This window comes from Streptomyces sp. adm13(2018) (assembly GCF_008042145.1).
Lineage (GTDB): Bacteria > Actinomycetota > Actinomycetes > Streptomycetales > Streptomycetaceae > Streptomyces.
In genome coordinates this window covers 59,632-83,429 of the sequence record NZ_RDBH01000014.1, presented here as the reverse complement: position 1 = coordinate 83,429, position 23,798 = coordinate 59,632, and the positions used below count along the sequence as shown (strand labels likewise).

Sequence of the window (23,798 nt, the reverse complement as noted above, 5' to 3'; positions counted from 1 at the left end):
TGGGATGGGTGATCTCGTGAACAGGGTCTCGCGTATCGCGGGCGCGGTGCTGGGGACGGCGGCACTGACCGTCGCACTGGCCGCGTGCGGCGGTGACAGCCTGGAGGAGGGCAAGAAGAACGGCTCGGGAGGCACCGGGGACACGGACGCCTCCGGTGGCGGGAAGGGCTCGCTGGTCGTCGGCGCCGCCGCCTTCACCGAGGCGAAGGTGCTCGCCGAGCTGTACGCCCAGGCGCTGCGGGACGCCGGATACTCCGTATCCATCACCACCGTGAAGAATCGCGAGCTGTACGAGCCGTCGCTGGAGAAGGGCGAGATCGACGTCGTCCCCGAATACGCGGCGACCATCGCGGAATTCCTCAACGCCAAGGCGAACGGGCCGAAGGCGCCCGAGGAGAAGCCGGTCGCCTCCGGGGACGCGGCGGCCACCGTCGACGCGCTGCGGAAGCTCGCCGAACCGCGCGGTCTGAAGGTGCTCGCGGTCGGCGAGGCCGTCGATCAGAACGCGTTCGCGGTGACGAAGGAATTCGCCGAGAAGAACAAGCTGAAGACGCTTTCCGATCTCGGCGCCTCCAAGCTGAAGGTGAAGATCGCCGCCGGTGACGAATGCGCGGTACGGCCGTTCTGCGCGCCCGGCCTGAAGAAGGCGTACGGGATCGACGTGACCGGGATCGACCCCAAGGGTGTCGGCACCCCGCAGGCCAAGCAGGCGGTGAAGGACGGGATCGACCAGCTGGTCCTGACGACCACCACGGACGCCACGGTCGACAGTTACGGCCTGGTCTTCCTGGAGGACGACAAGAAGCTGCAGAACGCCGACAACGTGCTGCCCGTGGTCAACGCGAAGGACGCCGGCTCCCCCGAGATAGCCGCCGCCCTGGACAAGATCACCAAGGTGCTCACCACAGCGGATCTCGCCGAACTCAACCGCAAGGTCGACGCCGAGCGGGCGAAGCCGGAGGACGTCGCCAAGACGTATCTGGAGACGAAGGGGCTGCTCAACAAGTAGCCCCCGGGCGGGGGGCGTCGGCCCGAAACGGAACCGGAACGGTGGATATCCACGTCCGGTGGCGAGAAGTGGCCAAGAGATTACCGGGCCGACGCCCCACACCCCGCCTACGCACGGTAAATTTCAGGCCATGCCACGTGGACGCCACCGCCATTCCCCGCCTCTGCACAAGCTGCTGCCGCCCTCCGCGGTCGCCGGCGCCGCGGTCGTGTGTGCCGCGGCCGCCTGGCTGCCCGGTGACCTGATCGTCGTCCGGCTGCTCGCCGCCGCGGCGGCCGCGGCCGCCGTCACCGGTGCCGTCCTCATGCGCAGTTGGGACCGGAGCGCCGGACTGCGGGTCGCCGAGCTCGACCGCGCCCGCACCGCCGACCAGTGGAAGGCCGAGGAGCGGGTCGCCGAGCTGGAGTCCGACCTCGAAGAGGCCCGCGCGCTCCGCTCCCGGCTCGACACGAAGCTGCGCGCCAAGCGCGTCGAACTGGCCGGGCTGCGCGGCGAGCACGCCGACCTGCTCCGCCGGTACGCCACGGCCGAGACCGAGCGGGCCAGCGCGCTGGAGGGCGCCCGCGTCCTGGCGCTGGAGTCCGGGGCCGCCGCCGAGGACGTCAAGGCGCTGCCCGCCGGGGGCTCCGCGCCCACCCCCGAGGCCTACCGGCGCGCCGCCCAGGCACTGCGCGACCTGCCGCGCAACGCCGCCCGGCAGCACGCCCGCCGGACCACCGAGGCCGCCCGCGCGCGGGACCTCGCCGAGCGGGCCCGCGAGACGGAGGAACCGCAGGGGAAGCACGCGGCGGCCGCCGGAACCGAGCACAGCCGCCCGGCCGCCGCCCTCGCGCTCCCGCCGGCCGCGCCCGCCGCCCCCCGGGTCCCGGCGGTGCCGACGGCGTCCGCGATCGTCCCGTACGCGGCCCGCAGGCCCGTCGCCCGCCCCGAGGGCGGCTTCGACTTCTTCGGTACGCAGAAGGCGGCGGCCGCGATCGAGGCCGTGCAGCACACCGACCTCGCCGACGTCGTGGGCGAGGAGGTCCTGGAGGAGGCCCTGGCCGCGCAGACCGCGCTCGGCGCCCCGCTCCTCACCCCGATCGGCCCCACGGGCGTCCCGCAGGTCCCGGCACAGGCGGTCGGCCAGGTCATCGACCTGACCGCGCACGACGAGACCGAGCAGCTCGACGTGGCCGAGCTGCGCGGAGCGGTGAACTCGTGACCCACCGCCTCACCGACCTCCCGGCCGGTGAGGCCGCCGGCCACCGCGACGAACTGCTCGCCCTGTGCGCCCAGGCCTTCTGCGGCGCCCCCTGGCACGAGCCGCCGCGGGGTGCGCTGCGCACCGTGGACCGGCTGCTCGACTCGGCCGCCCGCCGGGACGACTTCACCGCGGTGGCCGCGCTCGACGCCGACGGCGCCCTCCTCGGGTTCGCGGCCGGCTGGACCGACACCGTGCTGACCGGCGCCGAGCCCGCCTTCGAACTCGCCGAACTCGTCGTCGCCCCCGGACACCAGGGCCTCGGCATCGGCCGCGCCCTCCACGACGCCCTCCTCGCGGCCGCCGCGCCCGGACCGGCCCTCCTGATGACCCTCGACGTACCGGAACTGACGGGCCGGTACGCCCGCTGGGGCTGGACGGTGGCCGACCGGCGCCGCCCCGGGCGGGAGGAGCGGGAGTACGCCGTGATGCGCCGGGAGCGCTGACCCCGGAGCAGGCGTGGAGGAGCAGCCGCCCGGGGCAGGAGCACGGGCAGCAGGAGTACGGGCGGGCTCCCCGCTATTTGTCGATGTCGCCGACGACGAAGAACAGCGACCCCAGAATCGCCACCATGTCCGCGACCAGCGTCCCCGGCAGCAGCTCCACCAGCGCCTGGATGTTGTTGAAGGACGCCGAACGCAGCTTCAGCCGGTACGGCGTCTTCTCGCCCTTGGACACCAGGTAGTAGCCGTTGACGCCGAGCGGGTTCTCGGTCCACGCGTACGTGTGGCCCTCCGGCGCCTTGAGCACCTTCGGCAGCCGCTGGTTGATCGGCCCCGGCGGCAGCTCGGCCATCCGGTCCAGGCAGGCGTCCGCGAGGTCCAGCGCGTTGTGCGTCTGCTCCAGCAGGCACTCGAACCGGGCCAGGCAGTCGCCCTCCTCGCGGACCGGCACCCGCAGGGTGTCCTGGAGCTCCCCGTAGGCCAGGTACGGCTCGTCGCGTCGCAGGTCGAAGTCGACGCCCGAGGCGCGCGCGATGGGCCCCGACACCCCGTACGCGTGGACCGACGCCGGCGACAGCACGCCGACCCCGCGCGTACGGCCCCGGAAGATCTCGTTGCCGAGGACGAGCCGGTCGTACACGTCCATCCGCGAGCGGACGTCGGCGACGGCCTGGCGGGCCCGGCCGAGCCAGCCGGCGGGCAGGTCCTCCTTGAGGCCGCCGACCCGGTTGAACATGTAGTGCATCCGGCCGCCGGAGACCTCCTCCATCACGGCCTGGAGCTCCTCGCGCTCCCGGAAGGCGTGGAAGACCGGGGTGATGCCGCCCAGTTCGAGGGGGTACGAACCGAGGAACATCAAATGGTTGAGGACCCGGTTCAGCTCGGCGAGGAGCGTACGGGTCCACACCGCGCGCTCCGGGACCTCCATGCCCAGCATCCGCTCGACGGCCATGACCACGCCGAGCTCGTTCGAGAAGGCGGAGAGCCAGTCGTGCCGGTTGGCCAGCATGATGATCTGCCGGTAGTCCCGCGCCTCGAAGAGCTTCTCGGCACCGCGGTGCATGTAGCCGATGACCGGCTCGGCCTCCCGTACGACCTCGCCGTCGAGCACGAGCCGCAGTCGGAGCACGCCGTGGGTCGAGGGATGCTGCGGCCCGATGTTCAGCACCATGTCGGTGCTCTCCGCCGCGCCGCCGATGCCGACCGTCGTCTCCGTCATGCGGTCAGTATCCCCCGTGCCCCGGCGGCTCCGTCGCCCCGCCCGGGACCCGCTGGGTCAGCCACAGGAAGTCGCCGAGACCGCCGCGGGCGGTGAGCTCGGCGGCCTCCCCGGCGGCGGAGAGGGCGCGGACGTACGCGGCGGGATCCGCGGAGGCCAGCGAGAGCGGCGGCCGGCCGCCGGACACCCCGAGCCGCCCGAGCGCCTCCCGCTGCGTGACCAGCTCGGCCGGGTGCGGCCCGGCCCCGCCGGCCGCCGCCGCGCACGCGTCGAGTGCCACGTGCGCCGTCAGGTCGCCGCTGCCGTCCGGAACCGGCGGGACCTCGCGGCCCGCCCGGAAGCCGGTCAGCGACCCGAAGGGCGGCCGGTTCTCCCGTAGGTGCGCGTAGTCCACGGCGACCGCGCGGCCCGCCGCCAGCGAGGCCACCGCCGACGCCCAGGCCTCGTCGCGCGGCCGGCCGATCTCCGCCCGCGTCCCCGGCTCCCGCAGCGGCCACCAGCGGGCCAGCCACTCCGCGTCCGCGCCGGAGACGGGACCGCCGAGCCGCTCCGTGCCGTCCGCGCGCACCTGCACGTACCGGGCCGTGCCCGTGGAGTCCGCCTCGGCCACGTCCACCGGTACGTTGTCGAGCCACTCGTTCGCGAAGATCAGCCCCCGCACGCCGCGGGGCAGCCGGTCGGTCCACTCGACGCGCGGATCGAGCCCGGCGGGCCGCGACGCCCGCTCGACGGCGTAGGCCCGCACGGTGAGGCCGGCGGCGGTGGTGGCGCCGGGGGTGCCTGCGGGGGTGCCATCGGAGACGCTGCCGGAGGTGCCGCCCGGGATGCCGGTGCCGCCGTTCGCGATCGCGCCCAAGACCCCCGTCAGCAGTTCGCCGCGACCCGCGCCCACGTCGACGAGGTCGATCTCGGACGTCCCCAGTTCCTCCGCGACCTCCGCGAGCAGCCGGGCCACCGCCCCCGCGAACAGCGGCGAGGCGTGCACCGAGGTACGGAAGTGCCCCGCGGGCCCCTCGGGCCGCAGATAGAACCCCCCGGGGCCGTACAGCGCCCGCTCCGTGGCCTGCCGCCACCCCTGCCACTGACACGTCTCATCCGTCACGCGCCCCAGTCTCCACCTCGGGGAGTACGGGTCCCGCGCCAAGGATCGACCCCACGGTTGATCCCGGCACCTCTCCCCCTTCCCTACTCTGGGTGACGTGCAGCGCCTTTACGACTTCATCCGCAGACACCCCACGGGCGTCGACACCTTCTGGGCGGTCGTCCTCCTGGGGGTCGCCCTGCTGTGGGTGGTGTCGTCGGGCAGTGCCTCGGTGGAGGGCCATCCCGTGGGGTACGCCCTCGTGGCGGTGCTCTTCCCGCTGGTCGTGGCCCTGCGGCGGCGTGCCCCGGAGAAGATGCTCCTCCTCTCGGTCGGCCTCGGGCTGGCGCAGCTCGCCTTCGGCCTGGAGCCCTTCCCGGCGGACTTCGCCATGCTCGTGATCATCTACACCGTCGCCGCGCACGACGGACCCCGCTGGGCGTCCCGGCTCGCGCTGGCCGGCGGACTCTCCGCCGCGACGCTCTCGCAGCTGAGATGGCCGGTGGAGGGCCCGCAGTCGGGCCCGGCCCAGGTCTTCTTCACGATCATCATGACCGTGCCGTTCGCGCTCGCCTGGGTCCTCGGCGACTCGCTCCGCACCCGCCGCGCCTACTTCGCGCAGCTGGAGGAGCGGGCCTCCCGCCTGGAGCGGGAGCGCGAGGCCCAGGCCAAGGTCGCGGTCGCCGCCGAGCGGGCCCGGATCGCCCGCGAGCTGCACGACGTCGTCGCGCACAACGTGTCGGTGATGGTGGTGCAGGCCGACGGCGCCGCGTACGTCATGGACTCCTCCCCGGAGACCGCCAAGCAGGCCCTGGACACCATCTCCACCACCGGCCGGCAGGCCCTCGCCGAGATGCGCAGGCTCCTCGGCATCCTGCGGACCGGGGAGCACCAGGAGGCCGGGGAGTACGTGCCGCAGCCCGACGTGCAGCAGATCGAGGACCTGGTCGAGCAGGTGCGGGGGGCCGGTCTCACCGTCGACTTCGCGGTCGAGGGGAGCCCCCGTCCGCTGCCCAGCGGCGTCGAGCTCACCGCGTACCGGATCGTGCAGGAGGCCCTCACCAACACGCGCAAGCACGGCGGTCCCGACGTCGGTGCCAGCGTCCGGCTGGTGTACTTCGACGACGGCCTCGGCCTGCTCGTCGAGGACGACGGCCGGGGGGCGCCGCAGGAGATGTACGAGGACGGGGGAGCCGACGGCCGGGGCCACGGTCTGATCGGCATGCGGGAGCGGGTCGGCATGGTCGGCGGCACGCTGGACGCGGGCCCGCGTCCCGGCGGAGGCTTCCGGATCAGCGCCCTGCTCCCCCTCAAGCCCGCTCACTGACGACCCGAAGGAAACTGATGTCCATCCGCGTGATGCTTGTCGACGACCAGGTGCTGCTGCGCACCGGCTTCCGCATGGTGCTGGCCGCCCAGCCGGACATGGAGGTCGTGGCGGAGGCGGGCGACGGGGTCGAGGCGCTGGAGGTGCTGCGCTCGACGGCGGTCGACGTGGTGCTGATGGACGTCCGCATGCCCAAGCTGGACGGGGTGGAGACGACCCGGCGGATCTGCTCCGATCCGGACGCGCCGAAGGTGCTGATCCTGACCACGTTCGACCTCGACGAGTACGCGTTCTCGGGGCTGAAGGCGGGGGCGAGCGGGTTCATGCTGAAGGACGTGCCGCCGGCGGAGCTGCTCGGCGCGATCCGCTCGGTGCACAGCGGCGACGCGGTGGTGGCCCCCTCGACCACCCGGCGGCTCCTGGACCGGTTCTCGCCGATGCTGCCGTCGTCGGGCAAGGAGCCCGAGCACAAGGAGCTGGGCCGGCTCACGGACCGGGAGCGCGAGGTGATGATGCTGGTCGCGCAGGGCCTGTCGAACGGCGAGATCGCCGCCCGTCTCGTCCTCTCCGAGGCGACGGTGAAGACGCACGTCGGCCGCATCCTGACCAAGCTGGGCCTGCGCGACCGCGTCCAGGTCGTCGTCCTGGCGTACGAGACGGGCCTGGTCAGGGCGGGCGGCGGCGCGGCGGGCTGAGCGGGCGGGGCGCCGGGCCGGCCGGGCTGCGGCCGGCACCGGACACCGACGGGCCGCTGCGGCACCGGCCGCGGCGGCGCCGGATGGGCCTCGCCCACATCCGGTTCGACTGAGGCGGGGTGCGGCCGGGCTCCGCCGGGGCGCCGGCCGGGTGCGCCCCGACCGAGACCGGGTGCGGCGGGGCGTCTGCCCGGGCGTCGGCCGGGTGCCGGGCTCCGGCGGGCGTCGGGGTGCCGTCGGGGGCCGCTAGCGGAGGACGCTCTCCAGGAAGTCGCTGCCGAGGCGGGCGACGACGGCGACGTCCAGCTGGTGCAGCACGTACCGGCCGCGCCGCTGCGTGGTGATCAGGCCGGCCTTCCGCATCACCGCGAGGTGGCGGGAGACCTCGGGGGCGGTGATGCCGTACGTGTCGGCCAGCTCGCTCGTGGAGTACGAGCCCCGGGCGAGGCTGCGGCTCAGCCGTATCCGCATCGGGTGGGCGACCGCCTCGAGCCGCAGCCTGACCGTGTCGACGGGGGCGCCGCCGCCGAGGTCGCGGGCGGGCACCGGGTACTGGACCACCGGCTGCCAGCCGGGGGTGTACAGCGCGAGCAGGTGCGGCCAGCCGAAGGCGGTCGGCAGGAACGTCACTCCGGTGCCCTCGGCGCTGGTGCGGGCGTGGGCCAGCTTGTCGACGACGATCCGGGAGCCCGCCGCGTCCTCCTCCAGGGCCATCGCGGAGGACGCGTCGGCGACGGCCTCGGCCAGGCCCTTGCGGCGCATCAGCTCTGTCTTGTGACGGGCGTCGGCGGCGAGCTGGATCCGGACCCGGCGCCAGGTGTCGGCGAAGAAGGCCTCGTCGCAGTCCTCCAGGAGCCGCCGGATCCACGCGCGCGTACCGGGCGGGTCGGCGAGCATCCGCTCCACGAACGCGGCCTGGCGCGGCCCGCGCGCGGTGGCCAGTTCCAGGGCGCGCCGCCGCATGCCCTCGTCGACGAGGGGCGAGGGGGCGCCGTCGGAGTAGCGGCTGGCGCAGGAGATCTCCAGGGCCGAGCCCACGTACTTCTCGTCGTCCATGCGGTCGAGGTCGTCCAGCTCCTCGGCGAGGGTCGCGCGGGGCCGGGCGGGCAGCAGGATGTCGGAGCGGGTGGACCGCCACATGAAGTCGGCCTCGTGCAGCCGGTCCGCCAGTTCCGGCTTCAGTGCCGCGGCGGTGGTGGTCGTCCACGCGTGCAGCCAGGAGTGGTGGGCGGGCTCGGCGAGGGCGTGCAGGGCGTTGCCGAGCTCCGCCAGCGGCGAGGGGCAGAAGGTGATCCGCTCGTGCGGCAGTCCGGTGATGTCGATGGTCACGCTCACCCCCCTATGGTGCGGGGTGGGCCGGCCGGGTTGTCGTGTCGTTTGACGGCCCCCGTCAATCGGCGGGGTGTTACCGGGCGTCGGTTGACCGCCCCCGTCAATCGACGGGCCGGAGCGCCGGGCCGCGGCACACGGTGGGGCCATGAACGCACTGCACCAGTACCTCTTCGACACGTACCGCGCCGACCGGCTGGGCGAGCCCGCGCCGCCGGTGCCCGGCACCCATGACGTCGCCGTGCTGCTGGCGGTCCGCGACCGCCGCCGCTTCGAGCGGGTCCTGGTGGGCCGGCCGGCGAGGGGCGGCCTCCGGACGGCCCTGCGCCGACTGCTGCGGCCCCGGCCCCGGGCCTGCTGACGATCGACCGCGCACACAGCGGGCGCGCGGCGGGGCCTCGGTGGGCCCCGGCCCCGCTACCCCACCCGGGACAGGAACTCCCGCACCGCCGCCCGTACGTCCTCCGCCGTCCACTCCAGGCCCGCCTCCCCCACCGTCAGCTCCGTGAGGGCGACCCCCGGCGGGCCGCCCGCGCCCGGGGTGAACCAGCGGCGGAAGAGGACCGTGCCCGTGTCCTCGGTCTGGGCCAGGGCCGCCGCCGTCAGGGCCTCGGCCCCGTAGGGCAGCCAGACCTGGAACTGGTGGGTGTGCGGGGTCTCCGGGTGGACCCGGAACCATCCGGGGCCCGCCTCGGCGAGCGCCTCCCGTACCGCTGCGGCCACCACGCGCGCGTGGGCCACGTACGCGGGCAGCCGGGGCAGTTCCTCGTCCAGGCCGCGGAGCGCGGAGAGCGCCGCCGGGTACTGCTGGAAGACCAGGCCCCCGTACCGGTGCCGCCAGACGCGCGCCTCGGCCATGACGTCCTCGGGCCCGGCGAGCACGGCGCCGGACTGCCCGCCGAGCGACTTGTAGAACGAGACGTAGACGCTGTCGGCGAGCCCGGCGATCTCCGCGAGCGGGCGGCCGAAGTGCGTCGGGCACTCCCAGAGCCGCGCCCCGTCGAAGTGGACGACGGCGTCCCGCTCGCGGGCCGCCTCCACCGCCGAGGTCAGCTCCTCCCAGGTCGGCAGCACGAAGCCGGCGTCCCGCAGCGGCAGCTCCAGCATCAGCGTCCCGAACGGCTCCGGATGGTCCCGCACCTCCTCGGCCGTCGGCAGCCGCGGGGCGTCGGTCGGGTGGACGGTGCGGAGCCCGGACACGGCGCCGAGCGCGCCGCCCTCGTGGACCTCGGGGTGGCCCAGCGGGTGGAGGGCGACGACGGGGCTGCCGGTCCGCCCGGCCCAGCAGCGCAGGGCCACCTGCTGGGCCATCGTCCCGGTCGGGAAGAACACGGCGGCGGGGTGGCCCAGCTCCGCGGCGACGCGCTCCTCCAGCTCCTCGACCGGGCCGTTCCCGTACGTGTCGACCGGCCCGCCGGCCCGGCCGGTGGCCTCCGCCCAGTCGGCCAGCTCACGCAGGCGCGTGCCGACGGTGCCGTCCACCGACGTGTGCCACAGCTTCCGCCGGGCGCCGCCCCAGACCTTCGCCCGGTACAGCCGGGCCGCTTCCCCGTCCGCCTCCGCGGAGTTCGCCGGGTCCACGGTGCCGCCCTCGTCCACAGGTTCCATGGAGCGATCATCACACCACCGCCCACACCCTGTGGACAGCCACGGAGCGCCGCGAAACGCTGGCGTAGCATGACCAGAAATCGTCCGGTACCCGCCGAGGACTGGAACGGAAGGCCGCCCCCACCGTGAACGCATCCGCAGCGCCAGAGCCCCGAGCCGAGGACCGACCCGCCCGGCTGACCGTCGGAGTCGTCGGCGCCGGCCGCGTGGGCCCCGCCCTCGCCGCCGCCCTCCGGCTCGCCGGGCACCGCCCCGTCGCCGTCTCGGCGGTCTCCGACGCCTCCCGGCGCCGCGCCGCGGAGCTCCTGCCCGACGTCCCCGTCGTGGAGCCCGCGCGGGTCCTCGCCCTCGCCGACCTGGTCCTGCTGACCGTGCCGGACGACGCGCTGACCGGCCTGGCCGAGGGCCTCGCCGACACCGGAGCCGTACGGCCGGGACAGCTGATCGTGCACACCTCCGGGCGGTACGGGACCCGGGTCCTGGACCCCCTCCGGCGCGCGGGCGCGCTGCCGCTCGCGCTGCACCCCGCGATGACCTTCACCGGCACCCCCGTCGACGTCCAGCGCCTGGCCGGCTGCTCCTTCGGGGTCACCGCGCCGGACGAGCTGAGGCTGGCGGCCGAGGCCCTGGTGATCGAGATGGGCGGCGAGCCCGAATGGATCGCCGAGGACGCCCGCCCGCTCTACCACGCGGCCCTGGCACTCGGCGCGAACCACCTGGTCACCCTGGTGGCCCAGTCGATGGAACTGCTGCACAAGGCGGGCGTCGCCGCCCCGGACCGGATGCTCGGCCCGCTGCTCGGCGCCGCCCTCGACAACGCGCTGCGGTCCGGGGACGCGGCCCTCACCGGCCCCGTCGCGCGCGGCGACGCCGGCACGGTCGCCGCCCACGTCGCCGAACTGAGCAAGCACGCGCCCGGCACGGTCGCCGGCTATCTGGCGATGGCCCGCACGACCGCCGACCGCGCGCTCGCGCACGGCCTGCTCAAGCCCGAGCTGGCCGAGGACCTGCTGGGTGTGCTCGCCGAGCCCCCGGCCGGCCCGACCGGGACCACCGGGGCCGCGGGAGCGGCCGACGGGCCGCAGGGAGACGACCGATGAGCCCGCTCGCCCGTGACCGCGCCGAGAGCGACCGGTCCGACCGCCGCCACCAGCCGGGCGCGCTGCTCCGCACGGCCGGGGACCTCCACGAGGCCGCGGCCCGCTTCGGGACCCCCGGCGGGAACGCCGTCGTCATGACCATGGGCGCGCTCCACGAGGGCCACGCCTCCCTGGTCAGGGCCGCCCGCGAGCGCGTCGGCGACCAGGGCCTCGTCGTCGTCACCGTCTTCGTCAACCCGCTCCAGTTCGGCGCGGGCGAGGACCTCGACCGCTACCCCCGCACCCTCGACGCCGACCTCGACGTCGCCTTCGGCGCGGGCGCGAGCGCCGTCTTCGCGCCCTCCGTCGACGAGGTCTACCCGGGCGGGGAGCCCCAGGTCCGGATCACCGCGGGCCCCATGGGCGAGCTCCTGGAAGGCGCCTCCCGGCCCGGCCACTTCGACGGGATGCTGACCGTCGTCGCCAAGCTGCTCCACCTCACCGCCCCCGACCTGGCCTTCTTCGGGCAGAAGGACGCCCAGCAGCTGGCCCTGATCCGCCGGATGGTCCGCGACCTGAACTTCCCGGTCGAGATCGTCGGCGTGCCGACGGTCCGCGAGACCGACGGGCTCGCCCTCTCCAGCCGCAACCGGTTCCTGTCGGCGGCGGAGCGGCGTACCGCCCTGGCGCTGTCCGGCGCGCTGTTCGCCGCCCGCGACCGGCTCGCCGCCCAGGAGGCGCTCCGCGCGCGTGCCGAGGCCCTGCCCGGCGCCCCGAGCCGCGCCGACGCCCTCTCCCGGCTCGGCGAGGCACGGGCCGCCGCCGACGCCCACGCGGTGGCGCAGGCCGCCGACGGCTGCGGCGCGGACGCCGTGCGGGCCGCGGCCCGCGCCGTCCTCGACGACGCGTCCCGGGCCCTGCCGCCGCTCGTCCTCGACTACCTGGCCCTCGTCGACCCGGCCGACTTCACCGAGGTGCCCGACGACCACGACGGGGAGGCCCTCCTGGCCGTCGCCGCGCGCGTCGGCGCCACGCGGCTGATCGACAACACCCCCCTGCTCCTCGGAGCCCCCATGTCCACCACGTTCGGAGCCCCCCAGTGACCGGAATACGGCTGCACGCCCCCGCGCCCGGCTGGGCCATCGACGCCGACGTCGTCGTGGTCGGCTCCGGCGTCGCCGGCCTCACCGCCGCCCTGCGCTGCACCGCCGCCGGGCTGCGCACGGTCGTCGTCACCAAGGCCCGGCTCGACGACGGCTCCACCCGCTGGGCCCAGGGCGGCATCGCCGCCGCCCTCGGCGACGGCGACACCCCCGAGCAGCACCTGGACGACACCCTGGTCGCCGGCGCCGGACTCTGCGACGAGCGGGCCGTCCGCGTCCTCGTCACCGAGGGCCCCGACGCCGTCCGCCGGCTCATCGCGACCGGCGCCGACTTCGACAAGACCGCCGACGGCGAGATCGCGCTGACCCGCGAGGGCGGCCACCACCGTCGACGCATCGCGCACGCGGGCGGCGACGCGACCGGCGCCGAGATCTCCCGCGCCCTGGTCGAGGCGATACGGGACCGGGGCGTGCGCACCATCGAGCACGCCCTCGTCCTGGACCTCCTCACGGACGCCGAGGGCCGCACGGCGGGCGTGACCCTGCACGTCATGGGCGAGGGCCAGCACGACGGCGTCGGCGCCGTCCACGCGCCCGCGGTGGTCCTCGCCACCGGCGGCATGGGCCAGGTGTTCTCCGCGACCACCAACCCGGCGGTCTCCACCGGGGACGGCGTCGCCCTCGCCCTGCGCGCCGGGGCCGAGGTCTCGGACCTGGAGTTCGTCCAGTTCCACCCCACGGTCCTCTTCCTCGGCGCCGGCTCCGAGGGCCAGCAGCCGCTGGTCTCCGAGGCCGTGCGCGGCGAGGGCGCCCACCTGGTCGACGCCGACGGCGTCCGCTTCATGGTCGGACAGCACGAGCTGGCCGAGCTGGCGCCCCGGGACATCGTCGCCAAGGCGATCACCCGCCGGATGCAGGAGCGCGGCACCGAGAACATGTACCTCGACGCCCGCCACTTCGGCGCGCGGATGTGGGAGGAGCGCTTCCCCACGATCCTCGCGGCCTGCCGCTCGCACGGCATCGACCCCGTCACGGAGCCGATCCCGGTCGCCCCCGCCGCCCACTACGCCTCCGGCGGCGTCCGCACCGACCTGCGGGGCCGGACCACCGTGCCCGGCCTGTACGCGTGCGGCGAGGTGGCCTGCACCGGCGTGCACGGCGCCAACCGGCTCGCCTCGAACTCGCTCCTGGAGGGCCTGGTCTTCGCGGAGCGGATCGCCGACGACGTCATCGCGGCCGCCCCCCGCGCCGCGGGCGCCCCCGTGCCGCCCGCGGCCCCGGTGCCGCTGCCGCTGCCGGTGGCCGGCGCCCGGACCCGTATCCAGCGGATCATGACCGCCGGGGCCGGGGTGCTGCGCTCCGCCGCCAGCCTCCGGGAGGCCGCCGAGGCCCTGGACGCCCTGCACAGCGACGCCCTCGCGGGGGGCAGCGACGACACCAAGGCCGGCGAGCCCGGCGTCGACGCCTGGGAGACCACCAACCTGCTGTGCGTCTCCCGGGTCCTGGTCGCCGCCGCCCGGCGCCGCGAGGAGACCCGCGGCTGCCACTGGCGCGAGGACCGCCCCGACCGCGACGACCCGCACTGGCGCCGGCACCTCGTCGTACGCCTCACCCCGGAGCGGGCCCTCGACGTCCGGACGACCGGCACGCATGACTTTCCCCCCACCTCCGATGCCCCCAGGGAGCCGTAAGTGAGCACGCCCGAGGAAGCCCGTCCGCAGCCCGTGGACGTCCCTCTCATCCAGATCAACACGGTGTCCTCCGACGAGGAGGCAGGCGGCTGCGGCGACGGCTGCGGCTGCGGCGGCGCCGAGGAGTTCGAGTGCGGGCTCGACCCGGCGCTCGCCGAGCTCCTGGCGGCGGCCGGCCTGGACCCCGTACAGGTCGAGGACATCGCCCACCTCGCGATCGCCGAGGACCTCGACGGCGGCGTCGACGTGACGACCGTGGCGACCGTCCCCGAGGACGCCGTCGCCACCGCCGACTTCACCGCCCGCGAGGCCGGTGTCGTGGCCGGCCTGCGCGTGGCCGAGGCCGTCCTCTCGATCGTCTGCGACGACGCGTTCGAGGTCGAGCGGCACGTCGAGGACGGCGAGCGCGTCGAGGCCGGGGCCGTGCTCCTCAGCGTCACCGCCCGCACCCGCGACCTGCTCACCGGCGAGCGCAGCGCGCTCAACATCCTGTGCCGCCTCTCCGGCATCGCCACCGCCACGCGCGCGTGGGCGGACGCCCTGGAGGGCACGCGGGCCAAGGTCCGCGACACCCGCAAGACGACCCCGGGGCTGCGCGCCCTGGAGAAGTACGCGGTCCGCTGCGGCGGCGGCGTCAACCACCGCATGTCGCTCTCCGACGCGGCCCTCGTGAAGGACAACCACGTGGTGGCGGCCGGCGGCGTGGCCGAGGCCTTCAAGGCCGTGCGCGAGCTGTTCCCCGAGCTGCCCATCGAGGTCGAGGTCGACACCATGCACCAGGTCCGCGAGGTCCTGGAGGCGGGCGCCGACCTGATCCTGCTCGACAACTTCACCCCGCTGGAGACCGAGGAGGCCGTCGCCCTCGTCGCGGGCCGCGCGGTCCTGGAGTCCTCGGGTCGGCTGACCCTGGAGAACGCGGCCGCGTACGCCGCGACCGGGGTGGACTACCTGGCCGTCGGCGGCCTCACCCACTCCTCCCCGATCCTCGACATCGGCCTCGACCTGCGCGAGGTGCGGGCCTGATGCTGCTCACCATCGACGTCGGCAACACGCACACGGTCCTCGGTCTCTTCGACGGTGACGAGATCGTCGAGCACTGGCGGATCTCCACCGATCCGAGCCGCACCGCCGACGAGATGGCGGTCCTGCTCCAGGGCCTCATGGGCATGCACCCGCTGCTCGGCGTCGAGCTGAGCGACGGCATCGAGGGGATCGCGATCTGCGCGACGGTCCCCTCGGTGCTGCACGAGCTGCGCGAGGTCACCCGGCGGTACTACGGGGACGTCCCGGCGGTCCTGGTGGAGCCGGGCGTCAAGACGGGCGTCCCGGTCCTCACGGACAACCCCAAGGAGGTCGGCGCGGACCGGGTGATCAACGCGGTCGCCGCCGTCGAGCTGTACGGCGGCCCGGCGATCGTCGTCGACTTCGGCACGGCGACGACGTACGACGCGATCACCACGCGTGGGGAGTACGCGGGCGGGGCCATCGCGCCCGGCATCGAGATCTCGGTCGAGGCGCTCGGGGTCCGGGGCGCGATGCTCCGCAAGATCGAGCTGGCCCGTCCGCGCAGCGTCATCGGGAAGAACACGGTCGAGGCGATGCAGTCCGGCATCGTCTACGGCTACGCGGGCCAGGTCGACGGCGTCGTCGCCCGGATGAAGCGCGAGCTCGTCGGCCCCGCCGGAGACCCGTCGGACGTGACCGTGATCGCGACCGGCGGCCTGGCGCCGATGGTCCTCGCCGACTCCAAGGAGATCGACGAGCACGAGCCCTGGCTGACCCTGATCGGCCTGCGCCTGGTGTACGAGCGCAACGTCTCCCGCATGTGAGCCCGGCGCCGCTCCGGGCGGCCCACCCCGCGATGCCCCGGCCGGGGCGGCCCCGCCGCCCCGCCGGCATCGGCGCGCCGGGATGATCGCTCAGCGGAAATTGTCCGATTAGCGCGTATCGTCGGCCCATGCCCACGCCATACGGATCCCGCGGCGGCATGGCGTTCAGCGCGGACGAGCTGCGTGTGCTCCGCCGTGCCCTCGCCGTCGCCCTCCACCCCGCCCCCCTCCAGGACGAGGACGTCCGGGACGCGCTGCGCCTGGCCGACTCCGTGGACGAGGCGGTGCGCGAGGCCGGCCGGCTGCGCGCCTTCCTCCTCGACGACCTGGCCCGGTACCGCGAGGCGCTGCCCGGCTCGCTCAGCGGCTACCTGGAGCTCCTCCAGGACGCCCTCGCCGCCGGCTACGACCCCGCGGCCGACGACCTCGCCGCCCTGCGCGCGCTGCGCCGCAACCCCGCCGCCGCCGCATTGCTCGCCCGCTGCCAGATCCTCGCCGAGCGCTCGGTACGCGCGCGCCTGGCCCGGGTCTCCCAGGCCACCGCCACCCCACTGGCCGCCGCCCCCCGGGCCCGGCTGCTTGCCCTCCCCGGCGGGCGCGCGGCGGCCGACGAGCCCAAGCCGCGGCCGCCGGTGCCGACCGAGCGCCCGGTGCCCAAGCCGTCCGAGGTCTTCCCGCCGCGCCGGAGGCCCGTTCCGCCGCCCCCGCCGGAGGAGCGCGTCGCCGGATAGCTACTCTGGTCGCCATGGACTACGTATCCGCGCTCGTGCCCCCCGTCGTGATGGCCGTGTTCTTCTTCGGCATCGTGGCCATCATCATCAAGAGCCAGGGCGGCCCGAACAAGGCCAAGGAGGACGCGATCGTGGACGCCGCGATCGCCCGCGCCGAGGCCGTCCGTCAGCCCTCGGACAAGGCCTGACCGCCCGCACGGAACACCGCTGCACCCGGGACGTACGACCTTCGAGGTCGTACGTCCTTTTTGTTGGTTTTCCTTCGGTCAATGACCTGTTGTCGTCGCTTTGCGCACTAAAGTGACGTTGTGCCCCGTCCTTTGGGAGAGCTGGAAGACGCCGTCATGACGCGCGTCTGGCAATGGAACCGCCCGGTGACCGTCCGCGAAGTTCTGGAGGACCTTCAGCAGGAACGGTCCATCGCCTACACCACCGTCATGACCGTCATGGACAATCTCCATCAGAAGGGCTGGGTCCGCAGAGAAGTCGAAGGCCGCGCCTATCGATATACGGCGGTCTCCACCCGCGCCGCATACGCCGCCGCGCTGATGAACGAGGGATGGGCGCAGAGCGACAACCCGGCCGCCGCGCTCGTCGCCTTCTTCGGGATGATGTCGCCGGACCAGCGCGAGGCCCTGAACGACGCCATCCGCATCGTCCAGCGCGACAACCCGCTGCCCGCCTCCCCGCCCGCGCCGCCCGCGGAGGGCACCGGCGAAACCGGGGGCCAGGAGCGATAACCGCGGCGCCGGGGCGATAGCGTCCCCCCATGTCGCCGTCCGCTTCCCCGGCCGCCTCCGCGGCCTCCGCCAAAGCCGTCACCGTCCGCAGGGCCCGTACCGGAGATGTCGCCGCGGTCCGCCGTCTCGTCGACCCCTACGTCAAGCGCGGGATCCTGCTCGACAAGGCGACCGTCACCCTTTACGAGTCCATCCAGGAGTTCTGGGTCGCGGAACGCGACGAGGACGCCGAGGTCGTCGGCTGCGGCGCTCTCCACGTGATGTGGGAAGACCTCGCGGAAGTCCGCACTCTCGCCGTCGATCCCGACTTCAAGGGGGCCGGCGTGGGACATCAGGTGCTGGACAAGTTGTTGCACACGGCCCGATGGCTCGGGGTGCGGCGGGTATTCTGCCTGACCTTCGAAGTCGACTTCTTCGCGAAGCACGGCTTCGTCGAGATCGGCGAGACCCCGGTCGACGGAGATGTCTACAGTGAGCTCCTCCGTTCCTATGACGAGGGAGTCGCCGAGTTCCTCGGTCTCGAACGAGTGAAGCCGAACACCTTGGGCAACAGCCGGATGCTTCTGCACCTGTGAGGCGGAACCCGGAACCCTATGTCCGAATCGCGCACGTTTCCCGCGCTGCCAGGGTTCTGAACCTCTCCCAGGGGTTTGTGTTTTCCCGGGAAAAGCGGTTTCCTTTCCGCGTACTGCATTTTCGATGAAAGGAAATCCGGTGGCACAGAAGGTTCAGGTCCTTCTTGTCGACGACCTCGACGGCGTCGAGGCGGACGAGACCGTGACGTTCGCGCTGGACGGCAAGACCTACGAGATCGACCTCACCACCGCCAACGCGGAAAAGCTCCGTGGTCTGCTCGAGCCCTACACCACGAGTGGACGTCGTACCGGTGGCCGCACCACCGGTGGACGCGGCAAGGGTCGCGCCGTGGCTACGGGCAGCCAGGACACCGCGAAGATCCGCGCGTGGGCCAAGGAGAACGGCATGAACGTGAACGACCGCGGTCGCGTCCCCGCCGACATCAAGGCCGCCTACGAGGACGCGAACCGCTGAGGCGACAGCTGCTGGGCCGCCGGACCCCCGGTCCGGGCACTCAGCAGCCGCGCCCGGTGGCACTCCGCGGCCGCGGCGGCCACGAGACGCACCAGGCACGGGGCGGCCCCCTCGCCCCACGGCGCGGACCGCAGCGCCGGCAGCGAGGACTCGACCTCGCGGCCCGGTGTCGGGGCCCGCAGCCACACGGCTGCGCCCGGCGCGCCGGATCCGCCCCGTCCCGGGGGAAGGGGCGCGGTCATCCGGCCGTCGGCGCCCAGCACGGCGAGGTCCAGCGCGATCCCGCCCCAGTCGAGCCAGTCGAGCAGGCCCGGCACCTCCTCCGCGCTCCCCGCGGCCACCAGCAGCCGCATCCGGTGCCCCCGCAGGGCCACCGGACCGGTCGCCGGACCCATCCTGCGCAGTACACCGCGGCCGGCCGCGGCGGGCAGCTCCAGGACGTCGAAGCGCACTCCCGTGACCAGCCGCACCGGCGGCCCGGGCACCGTCTCCCAGCCGAGCCCGTCCTCGTACCACCGGGCGATACCGCGATCGAGCGGCGTACGGGGGGGCGGCACGGTGAAGGGCATGTCCGGGGAACTCCACCGGGGGCACCCCGGTTACGGCCGGGGCGGCTGCGACGGGCGTCCTCACCCGGTTCGCGGTGACGCTTCGTCGCACTCCCGTCCACGCTGAGTGTCCGGGATGGGGCGTACGAGTGCATTCGGCCGCGCAAGGGTGTTCGCTGGTAGCGGAGGGAACCGGGGTGCGCCGCATGGAGTGTCCGTCCTTACGGGTAAGACATTCCTAGTGGAGAGGGGCGACTCGCGGGTCACGGCGTCTCACGTTCGCCATCGGCGTAGTGAAGGCGCGGCTAACTACTTGGCCTGCGGGAACATCGTCTCGCACCATCGGGTTGGAGCATTTGTCGGCTGTTCGGCAGCAGGTCTCCCCGCGGAAGAGGGGGTGATCCGGACGGATGTCGGCAGTTGGAATGAGCGGTCCCCGCTTGCGGGACTAAGCTGCGGAAGGACAGGGAGGGGATCGACCCCTAACTGACTGACCGCTCTGAGGAGCGATTAACGATGTTCGAGAGGTTCACCGACCGCGCGCGGCGGGTTGTCGTCCTGGCTCAGGAAGAAGCCCGGATGCTCAACCACAACTACATCGGCACCGAGCACATCCTTCTGGGCCTTATCCACGAGGGTGAGGGTGTCGCCGCTAAGGCCCTGGAGAGCCTCGGGATTTCGCTCGAGGCGGTCCGCCAGCAGGTGGAGGAGATCATCGGCCAGGGCCAGCAGGCCCCGTCCGGGCACATCCCCTTCACCCCTCGTGCCAAGAAGGTCCTGGAGCTCTCGCTCCGCGAGGCCCTCCAGCTCGGCCACAACTACATCGGCACCGAGCACATCCTGCTCGGCCTGATCCGCGAGGGCGAGGGCGTCGCCGCCCAGGTCCTCGTGAAGCTGGGCGCCGACCTCAACCGGGTGCGGCAGCAGGTCATCCAGCTGCTCTCCGGCTACCAGGGCAAGGAAGCCGCCACGGCCGGCGGTCCTGCCGAGGGCACCCCCTCGACGTCCCTGGTCCTCGACCAGTTCGGCCGGAACCTCACCCAGGCGGCCCGCGAATCCAAGCTCGACCCGGTCATCGGGCGCGAGAAGGAGATCGAGCGGGTCATGCAGGTGCTGTCCCGCCGCACCAAGAACAACCCGGTGCTCATCGGCGAGCCCGGCGTCGGCAAGACCGCCGTCGTCGAGGGCCTCGCCCAGGCCATCGTCAAGGGTGAGGTGCCCGAGACCCTCAAGGACAAGCACCTCTACACCCTCGACCTCGGCGCGCTGGTCGCCGGCTCCCGCTACCGCGGTGACTTCGAGGAGCGCCTGAAGAAGGTCCTCAAGGAGATCCGCACCCGCGGCGACATCATCCTGTTCATCGACGAGCTCCACACCCTCGTGGGTGCGGGCGCCGCCGAGGGCGCGATCGACGCCGCCAGCATCCTCAAGCCGATGCTGGCCCGCGGTGAGCTCCAGACCATCGGCGCCACCACGCTCGACGAGTACCGGAAGTACCTGGAGAAGGACGCGGCCCTCGAGCGCCGCTTCCAGCCCATCCAGGTCGCCGAGCCGTCGCTGCCGCACACCATCGAGATCCTCAAGGGTCTCCGCGACCGGTACGAGGCCCACCACCGGGTCTCCATCACCGACGAGGCCCTCGTCCAGGCCGCGACCCTGGCCGACCGGTACATCTCGGACCGCTTCCTCCCGGACAAGGCGATCGACCTGATCGACGAGGCCGGCTCCCGGATGCGCATCCGCCGGATGACCGCGCCGCCGGACCTCCGCGAGTTCGACGAGAAGATCGCCGGCGTCCGCCGCGACAAGGAGTCCGCGATCGACTCGCAGGACTTCGAGAAGGCCGCCTCGCTCCGCGACAAGGAGAAGCAGCTCCTCGCCGCGAAGGCCAAGCGCGAGAAGGAGTGGAAGGCCGGCGACATGGACGTCGTGGCCGAGGTCGACGGCGATCTGATCGCCGAGGTCCTCGCGACCGCCACGGGCATCCCGGTCTTCAAGCTGACCGAGGAGGAGTCCAGCCGCCTGCTCCGCATGGAGGACGAGCTCCACAAGCGCGTCATCGGGCAGAAGGACGCCGTCATCGGCCTCTCGCGGGCCATCCGCCGTACGCGTGCCGGTCTGAAGGACCCGAAGCGCCCCGGTGGCTCGTTCATCTTCGCCGGTCCGTCCGGCGTCGGTAAGACCGAGCTTTCGAAGGCCCTCGCCGAATTCCTCTTCGGCGACGAGGACGCGATGATCTCCCTCGACATGTCGGAGTTCAGCGAGAAGCACACGGTTTCCCGCCTCTTCGGTTCGCCGCCCGGATACGTCGGCTACGAAGAGGGCGGCCAGCTCACCGAGAAGGTGCGCCGCAAGCCGTTCTCCGTCGTCCTCTTCGACGAGGTCGAGAAGGCCCACCCCGATATCTTCAATTCCCTTCTCCAGATCCTGGAGGACGGTCGCCTGACCGACTCCCAGGGCCGGGTCGTGGACTTCAAGAACACGGTCATCATCATGACGACCAACCTCGGGACCAGGGACATCTCGAAGGGCTTCAACCTGGGCTTCGCCGCCCAGGGCGACACGAAGTCCAACTACGAGCGGATGAAGGCCAAGGTCAGCGACGAGCTGAAGCAGCACTTCCGCCCGGAGTTCCTCAACCGTGTGGACGACATCATCGTCTTCCCGCAGCTGACGCAGGAGGACATCCTCCAGATCGTCGACCTGATGATCGGCCGCGTCGACGAGCGCCTCAAGGACCGGGACATGGGCATCGAGCTCTCCCAGTCCGCGAAGGAGCTGCTCGCCAAGAAGGGCTACGACCCCGTGATGGGCGCCCGGCCGCTGCGCCGGACGATCCAGCGCGAGATCGAGGACTCGCTGTCGGAGAAGATCCTCTTCGGCGAGCTGCGTCCCGGTCACATCGTGGTCGTGGACACGGAGGGCGAGGGCGACGAGCGCACCTTCACCTTCCGCGGCGAGGAGAAGACGGCTCTGCCGGACGCCCCGCCGATCGAGGCGACGGGCGGCACGGGCCCGAACCTGTCCAAGGACGCGTAAGCGTTCCGCGACGAAGCGGTAAGGGGCGGCCCCGGAACCTGAACGGTTCCGGGGCCGCCCCTTTCGTATGCGGGTCAGGTGATGATCGTGACCGTGGGGCCCAGGTGCTCGGTGCCGGTGACCTTGGTGCCATCGGCGACGACCGACGTGAGCCGAGGCAGGGACGCCAGTGGCGCGAGGTCCAGAGGGGTGTGGCTACGGCCCAGGAGGACCAAGCTGCGCAGGCCGGGGAAGGCCCGGGCGACGTCGTCCAGTGGTAGGGACGTGTTCGCGTGGCCCAGGGACAGCGTCCGCACCTGCGGCAGACGCAGGGATTCCGGGATGCTTCCGATGTTCCTCGCGTGCGTGACGAGGTCCCTGAGCCTGTCCATGGCGGCCACCACACGCCAGTCTGTCTCCAGCAGCCGCACGAGAGCGCCGAGGTTCAGTGACGTCAGACGGGTCAGGTAGTGGAGGAAGGCGAGCTCTCCCTCGGGGTGCCCGCGCAGCGTGAAGTCCCTGAGCTCGTTCCGGGCCAGGAAGGGGGACAGAAGGCCGATGAGTTCTCCCATGACCTGGAGGCTCTGCGCGCCTTCGAGCGTCTTGCGCAGCATCGCCACGCCTTCGCGGGTCAGACCGGCCCGCAGATCGAGCCTCGCGGGCCGCAGCCCCAGGCGTACGAACTCCGCGGCCTGCTCGTCCGAGCCGATGGTGAAGTCGAGGTGGGTCGGATCGAGCCGGGCGATGATCTCCTCGGCGTACCGCGCGGTGTCGAACCGCGACCACCCCCACGTCAGCTGGGAGCGCACCCGCAGAAACGTGTGATCGGCGAACCGGGCGAGGTAGGGGAGCGCGGCGTCGTCCGTGATGTGCGTCGCCGTGGTCGTCACACCCCACGCCGCCTCGTCGTCCAGCCCCTCAGGACCCGGCAGCAGGCGCAGGACCGCCCGGCCCACCGACGCCAGCTCGCGCGCCTCCTCAGGGCCGTGCGGCGGGATGACCGCCACCGTCCGCGCCAGGATCCGCTGCCTGATCGCCGGCTCCACCTCCGTCGCGTGGTCGAGGGCCGTCGCCGCCACCACCAGGATGCGGAGCCGGGTGCGGCGGTCCGGGGCCTCGTCAACCGCCTTCAGGAGTTCCTCGAAGATCTCCGCGCACTCGCGGGGCCGCGCGTGCCCGACGGCCATGCGGATGACGTCCTCCCACTGGTCGTCCGCCGCGTGCCGGACGAGGACGCCGATGTCCCAGCGGTCCACCAGGGCCTTCGCCGCCAGATAGTCCTGGAAGGTGCGGTGCACGAAGTCGACCGTGTCCGGGGTCGGCTCGCGCAGCAGACCGCTGCGGTGGAGGAGGTGGGTGAAGACCGCGCCGGGGTCGTACCCGGCCGCCTCCGTGATCGCCGGCACCGCCTCCCGTACGACCGACTCGGCGTGCGCGCGGTCCATCGTGGTGCGGCCGTTGAGGGTCAGCCAGTAGGCGAGGCGCTGGATCAGCTGGATCTGGGGCGCGTCGCCCAGTTCGACGCCGTACGGGGTCCCCATGTCCCGCTCCCGGTCCCGGCGCGAGAGCAGCATGGCGAGGGCCGCGTCGTACAGCGCCTTGCGGCCGCGGGGCAGGAAGCCGCGCCTGCCGTGGTGCAGGGCGCAGATCAGCCCGCACATCAGGGGGCTGGTGGCGAGCCGGGCGACGTCCGCCGTCGTGCGCAGGGCGTCGAGGAGCGGTTGCTCGTACGGCTCCGCCTCCGGCCCGGCGGCCCGGTGCCAGCGCTGGACGAAGGTGGTGACCTCGGCGGCGGACATGGGGGTGAGGGTGAGCTCGGCGAAGCCGTCCGACGTGAGCCAGTCGTCGCCCACGGCGGTGGGCCGGGAGGTCACGAGCCAGCGGTTGCCGTCGTAGACGTCGAGCAGGTCGCGGAGCCAGCGGCGCGCGCGGTCGCGTTCGGCCTCGGGGATCTCGTCGATGCCGTCGACGAGGACAAGCCCGCGCCCGGCGGCGAGGACGCGGTCGGTCCAGCCGTCGGGCGGGGAGAGCGGGCAGTCGACGGCGGAGAGGAAGCGG

Annotated in this window: 23 protein-coding genes; 17 read left to right on the top strand and 6 right to left on the bottom strand. The window is 73.3% G+C overall.

Annotation, left to right across the window (positions count from 1 at the left end):
• Positions 1–4 precede the first annotated feature (4 nt).
• The 3 genes from EAO70_RS01700 to EAO70_RS01690 all read left to right on the top strand — a co-directional run bounded on the left by EAO70_RS01700 (position 5) and on the right by EAO70_RS01690 (position 2,695).
• A complete protein-coding gene (locus EAO70_RS01700; protein ID WP_187283678.1) occupies positions 5–1,009 on the top strand; it encodes an ABC transporter substrate-binding protein in 1,005 nt (334 codons plus the stop codon).
• A 130-nt stretch (positions 1,010–1,139) separates the two neighbouring features.
• Positions 1,140–2,210 (top strand): hypothetical protein, encoded by a 1,071-nt coding sequence (locus EAO70_RS01695; RefSeq protein WP_148001255.1) that lies wholly within the window; start codon positions 1,140–1,142, stop codon positions 2,208–2,210.
• Entirely contained in the window at positions 2,207–2,695 is a 489-nt protein-coding gene (locus EAO70_RS01690) for a GNAT family N-acetyltransferase (RefSeq protein WP_148001254.1), read from the top strand. Before EAO70_RS01695 ends, EAO70_RS01690 begins: the two co-directional genes overlap by 4 nt.
• 73 nt (positions 2,696–2,768) lie before the next feature.
• Here the strand turns inward: EAO70_RS01690 and EAO70_RS01685 are convergent, their stop codons facing one another.
• Complete coding sequence (locus tag EAO70_RS01685) at positions 2,769–3,911, bottom strand: NADH-quinone oxidoreductase subunit D (RefSeq protein WP_148001253.1); 1,143 nt, start codon at positions 3,909–3,911, stop codon at positions 2,769–2,771.
• 4 nt (positions 3,912–3,915) lie between these two features.
• Positions 3,916–5,013, bottom strand: a complete 1,098-nt coding sequence (locus EAO70_RS01680; RefSeq protein ID WP_148001252.1) for an SAM-dependent methyltransferase — start codon at positions 5,011–5,013, stop codon at positions 3,916–3,918.
• Between the two features lie 97 nt (positions 5,014–5,110).
• Between EAO70_RS01680 and EAO70_RS01675 the strand changes: the two genes are divergently transcribed.
• Complete coding sequence (locus tag EAO70_RS01675; RefSeq protein WP_148001251.1) at positions 5,111–6,319, top strand: sensor histidine kinase; 1,209 nt, start codon at positions 5,111–5,113, stop codon at positions 6,317–6,319.
• 17 nt (positions 6,320–6,336) lie between these two features.
• Positions 6,337–7,014, top strand: a complete 678-nt coding sequence (locus tag EAO70_RS01670) for a response regulator transcription factor (RefSeq protein ID WP_148001250.1) — start codon at positions 6,337–6,339, stop codon at positions 7,012–7,014.
• Positions 7,015–7,260: 246 nt separating this feature from the next.
• On the opposite strand, the gene EAO70_RS01665 is transcribed toward EAO70_RS01670, so the two are convergent.
• On the bottom strand, positions 7,261–8,343 hold the full coding sequence (locus EAO70_RS01665; RefSeq protein ID WP_261992588.1) for a DUF5937 family protein: 1,083 nt from the start codon (positions 8,341–8,343) through the stop codon (positions 7,261–7,263).
• 148 nt (positions 8,344–8,491) lie between these two features.
• Between EAO70_RS01665 and EAO70_RS01660 the strand changes: the two genes are divergently transcribed.
• A complete protein-coding gene (locus EAO70_RS01660; RefSeq protein ID WP_148001248.1) occupies positions 8,492–8,704 on the top strand; it encodes a hypothetical protein in 213 nt (70 codons plus the stop codon).
• Between the two features lie 56 nt (positions 8,705–8,760).
• Here EAO70_RS01660 and EAO70_RS01655 read toward each other — a convergent pair whose 3' ends face one another.
• On the bottom strand, positions 8,761–9,951 hold the full coding sequence (locus EAO70_RS01655; protein WP_148001247.1) for a threonine aldolase family protein: 1,191 nt from the start codon (positions 9,949–9,951) through the stop codon (positions 8,761–8,763).
• A gap of 125 nt (positions 9,952–10,076) precedes the next feature.
• Here EAO70_RS01655 and EAO70_RS01650 point away from each other — a divergent pair, with 125 nt between their 5' ends.
• The 10 genes from EAO70_RS01650 to EAO70_RS01610 all read left to right on the top strand — a co-directional run bounded on the left by EAO70_RS01650 (position 10,077) and on the right by EAO70_RS01610 (position 18,174).
• A complete protein-coding gene (locus tag EAO70_RS01650) occupies positions 10,077–11,051 on the top strand; it encodes a Rossmann-like and DUF2520 domain-containing protein (RefSeq protein ID WP_148001246.1) in 975 nt (324 codons plus the stop codon).
• Positions 11,048–12,133, top strand: coding sequence for a pantoate--beta-alanine ligase (panC, locus tag EAO70_RS01645; RefSeq protein ID WP_148001245.1), 1,086 nt, complete (start codon positions 11,048–11,050; stop codon positions 12,131–12,133). Before EAO70_RS01650 ends, panC begins: the two co-directional genes overlap by 4 nt.
• Positions 12,130–13,824: an L-aspartate oxidase gene (locus EAO70_RS01640; RefSeq protein WP_148001244.1), complete on the top strand. Its 1,695-nt coding sequence runs from the start codon at positions 12,130–12,132 to the stop codon at positions 13,822–13,824. The genes panC and EAO70_RS01640 overlap by 4 nt, the downstream gene beginning before the upstream one ends.
• The gene (nadC, locus tag EAO70_RS01635) at positions 13,825–14,847 is read left to right on the top strand and encodes a carboxylating nicotinate-nucleotide diphosphorylase (RefSeq protein ID WP_148001243.1); all 1,023 of its coding nucleotides are present in this window, start codon (positions 13,825–13,827) and stop codon (positions 14,845–14,847) included.
• Positions 14,847–15,653 (top strand): type III pantothenate kinase, encoded by an 807-nt coding sequence (locus EAO70_RS01630; protein ID WP_148001242.1) that lies wholly within the window; start codon positions 14,847–14,849, stop codon positions 15,651–15,653. The genes nadC and EAO70_RS01630 overlap by 1 nt, the downstream gene beginning before the upstream one ends.
• Before the next feature lie 158 nt (positions 15,654–15,811).
• Positions 15,812–16,384, top strand: coding sequence for a hypothetical protein (locus tag EAO70_RS01625; RefSeq protein WP_187283680.1), 573 nt, complete (start codon positions 15,812–15,814; stop codon positions 16,382–16,384).
• Positions 16,385–16,398: 14 nt separating this feature from the next.
• Entirely contained in the window at positions 16,399–16,572 is a 174-nt protein-coding gene (locus EAO70_RS37525; RefSeq protein ID WP_187283676.1) for a hypothetical protein, read from the top strand.
• 120 nt (positions 16,573–16,692) lie between these two features.
• A complete protein-coding gene (locus EAO70_RS01620; protein WP_148001240.1) occupies positions 16,693–17,124 on the top strand; it encodes a BlaI/MecI/CopY family transcriptional regulator in 432 nt (143 codons plus the stop codon).
• A gap of 29 nt (positions 17,125–17,153) precedes the next feature.
• A complete protein-coding gene (locus EAO70_RS01615; RefSeq protein WP_148001239.1) occupies positions 17,154–17,699 on the top strand; it encodes an amino-acid N-acetyltransferase in 546 nt (181 codons plus the stop codon).
• A 139-nt stretch (positions 17,700–17,838) separates the two neighbouring features.
• Entirely contained in the window at positions 17,839–18,174 is a 336-nt protein-coding gene (locus EAO70_RS01610; RefSeq protein ID WP_030324199.1) for a histone-like nucleoid-structuring protein Lsr2, read from the top strand.
• Here EAO70_RS01610 and EAO70_RS01605 read toward each other — a convergent pair.
• A complete protein-coding gene (locus EAO70_RS01605) occupies positions 18,153–18,743 on the bottom strand; it encodes an SCO3374 family protein (RefSeq protein ID WP_148001238.1) in 591 nt (196 codons plus the stop codon). The genes EAO70_RS01610 and EAO70_RS01605 overlap by 22 nt on opposite strands.
• 495 nt (positions 18,744–19,238) lie before the next feature.
• On the opposite strand from EAO70_RS01605, the gene EAO70_RS01595 reads away from it, so the two are divergent.
• Positions 19,239–21,761: an ATP-dependent Clp protease ATP-binding subunit gene (locus EAO70_RS01595; protein ID WP_030324202.1), complete on the top strand. Its 2,523-nt coding sequence runs from the start codon at positions 19,239–19,241 to the stop codon at positions 21,759–21,761.
• A 74-nt stretch (positions 21,762–21,835) separates the two neighbouring features.
• On the opposite strand, the gene EAO70_RS01590 is transcribed toward EAO70_RS01595, so the two are convergent.
• The coding region (locus EAO70_RS01590; protein ID WP_148001265.1) for an NACHT domain-containing protein at positions 21,836–23,798 on the bottom strand (1,963 nt) is incomplete at its 5' end.

What these genes read in the sequence shown, in the direction of transcription:
- EAO70_RS01605 (WP_148001238.1), bottom strand. Translation starts at nt 18,743, where the DNA reads ATGCCCTTCACCGTGCCGCCCCCCCGTACGCCGCTCGATCGCGGTATC.
- EAO70_RS01630 (WP_148001242.1), top strand. Translation starts at nt 14,847, where the DNA reads ATGCTGCTCACCATCGACGTCGGCAACACGCACACGGTCCTCGGTCTC.
- EAO70_RS01615 (WP_148001239.1), top strand. Translation starts at nt 17,154, where the DNA reads ATGTCGCCGTCCGCTTCCCCGGCCGCCTCCGCGGCCTCCGCCAAAGCC.
- EAO70_RS01670 (WP_148001250.1), top strand. Translation starts at nt 6,337, where the DNA reads ATGTCCATCCGCGTGATGCTTGTCGACGACCAGGTGCTGCTGCGCACC.
- EAO70_RS01700 (WP_187283678.1), top strand. Translation starts at nt 5, where the DNA reads ATGGGTGATCTCGTGAACAGGGTCTCGCGTATCGCGGGCGCGGTGCTG.
- EAO70_RS01595 (WP_030324202.1), top strand. Translation starts at nt 19,239, where the DNA reads ATGTTCGAGAGGTTCACCGACCGCGCGCGGCGGGTTGTCGTCCTGGCT.
- panC (WP_148001245.1), top strand. Translation starts at nt 11,048, where the DNA reads ATGAGCCCGCTCGCCCGTGACCGCGCCGAGAGCGACCGGTCCGACCGC.
- EAO70_RS01660 (WP_148001248.1), top strand. Translation starts at nt 8,492, where the DNA reads ATGAACGCACTGCACCAGTACCTCTTCGACACGTACCGCGCCGACCGG.
- EAO70_RS37525 (WP_187283676.1), top strand. Translation starts at nt 16,399, where the DNA reads ATGGACTACGTATCCGCGCTCGTGCCCCCCGTCGTGATGGCCGTGTTC.
- EAO70_RS01625 (WP_187283680.1), top strand. Translation starts at nt 15,812, where the DNA reads ATGGCGTTCAGCGCGGACGAGCTGCGTGTGCTCCGCCGTGCCCTCGCC.
- EAO70_RS01695 (WP_148001255.1), top strand. Translation starts at nt 1,140, where the DNA reads ATGCCACGTGGACGCCACCGCCATTCCCCGCCTCTGCACAAGCTGCTG.
- EAO70_RS01655 (WP_148001247.1), bottom strand. Translation starts at nt 9,951, where the DNA reads ATGGAACCTGTGGACGAGGGCGGCACCGTGGACCCGGCGAACTCCGCG.
- EAO70_RS01685 (WP_148001253.1), bottom strand. Translation starts at nt 3,911, where the DNA reads ATGACGGAGACGACGGTCGGCATCGGCGGCGCGGCGGAGAGCACCGAC.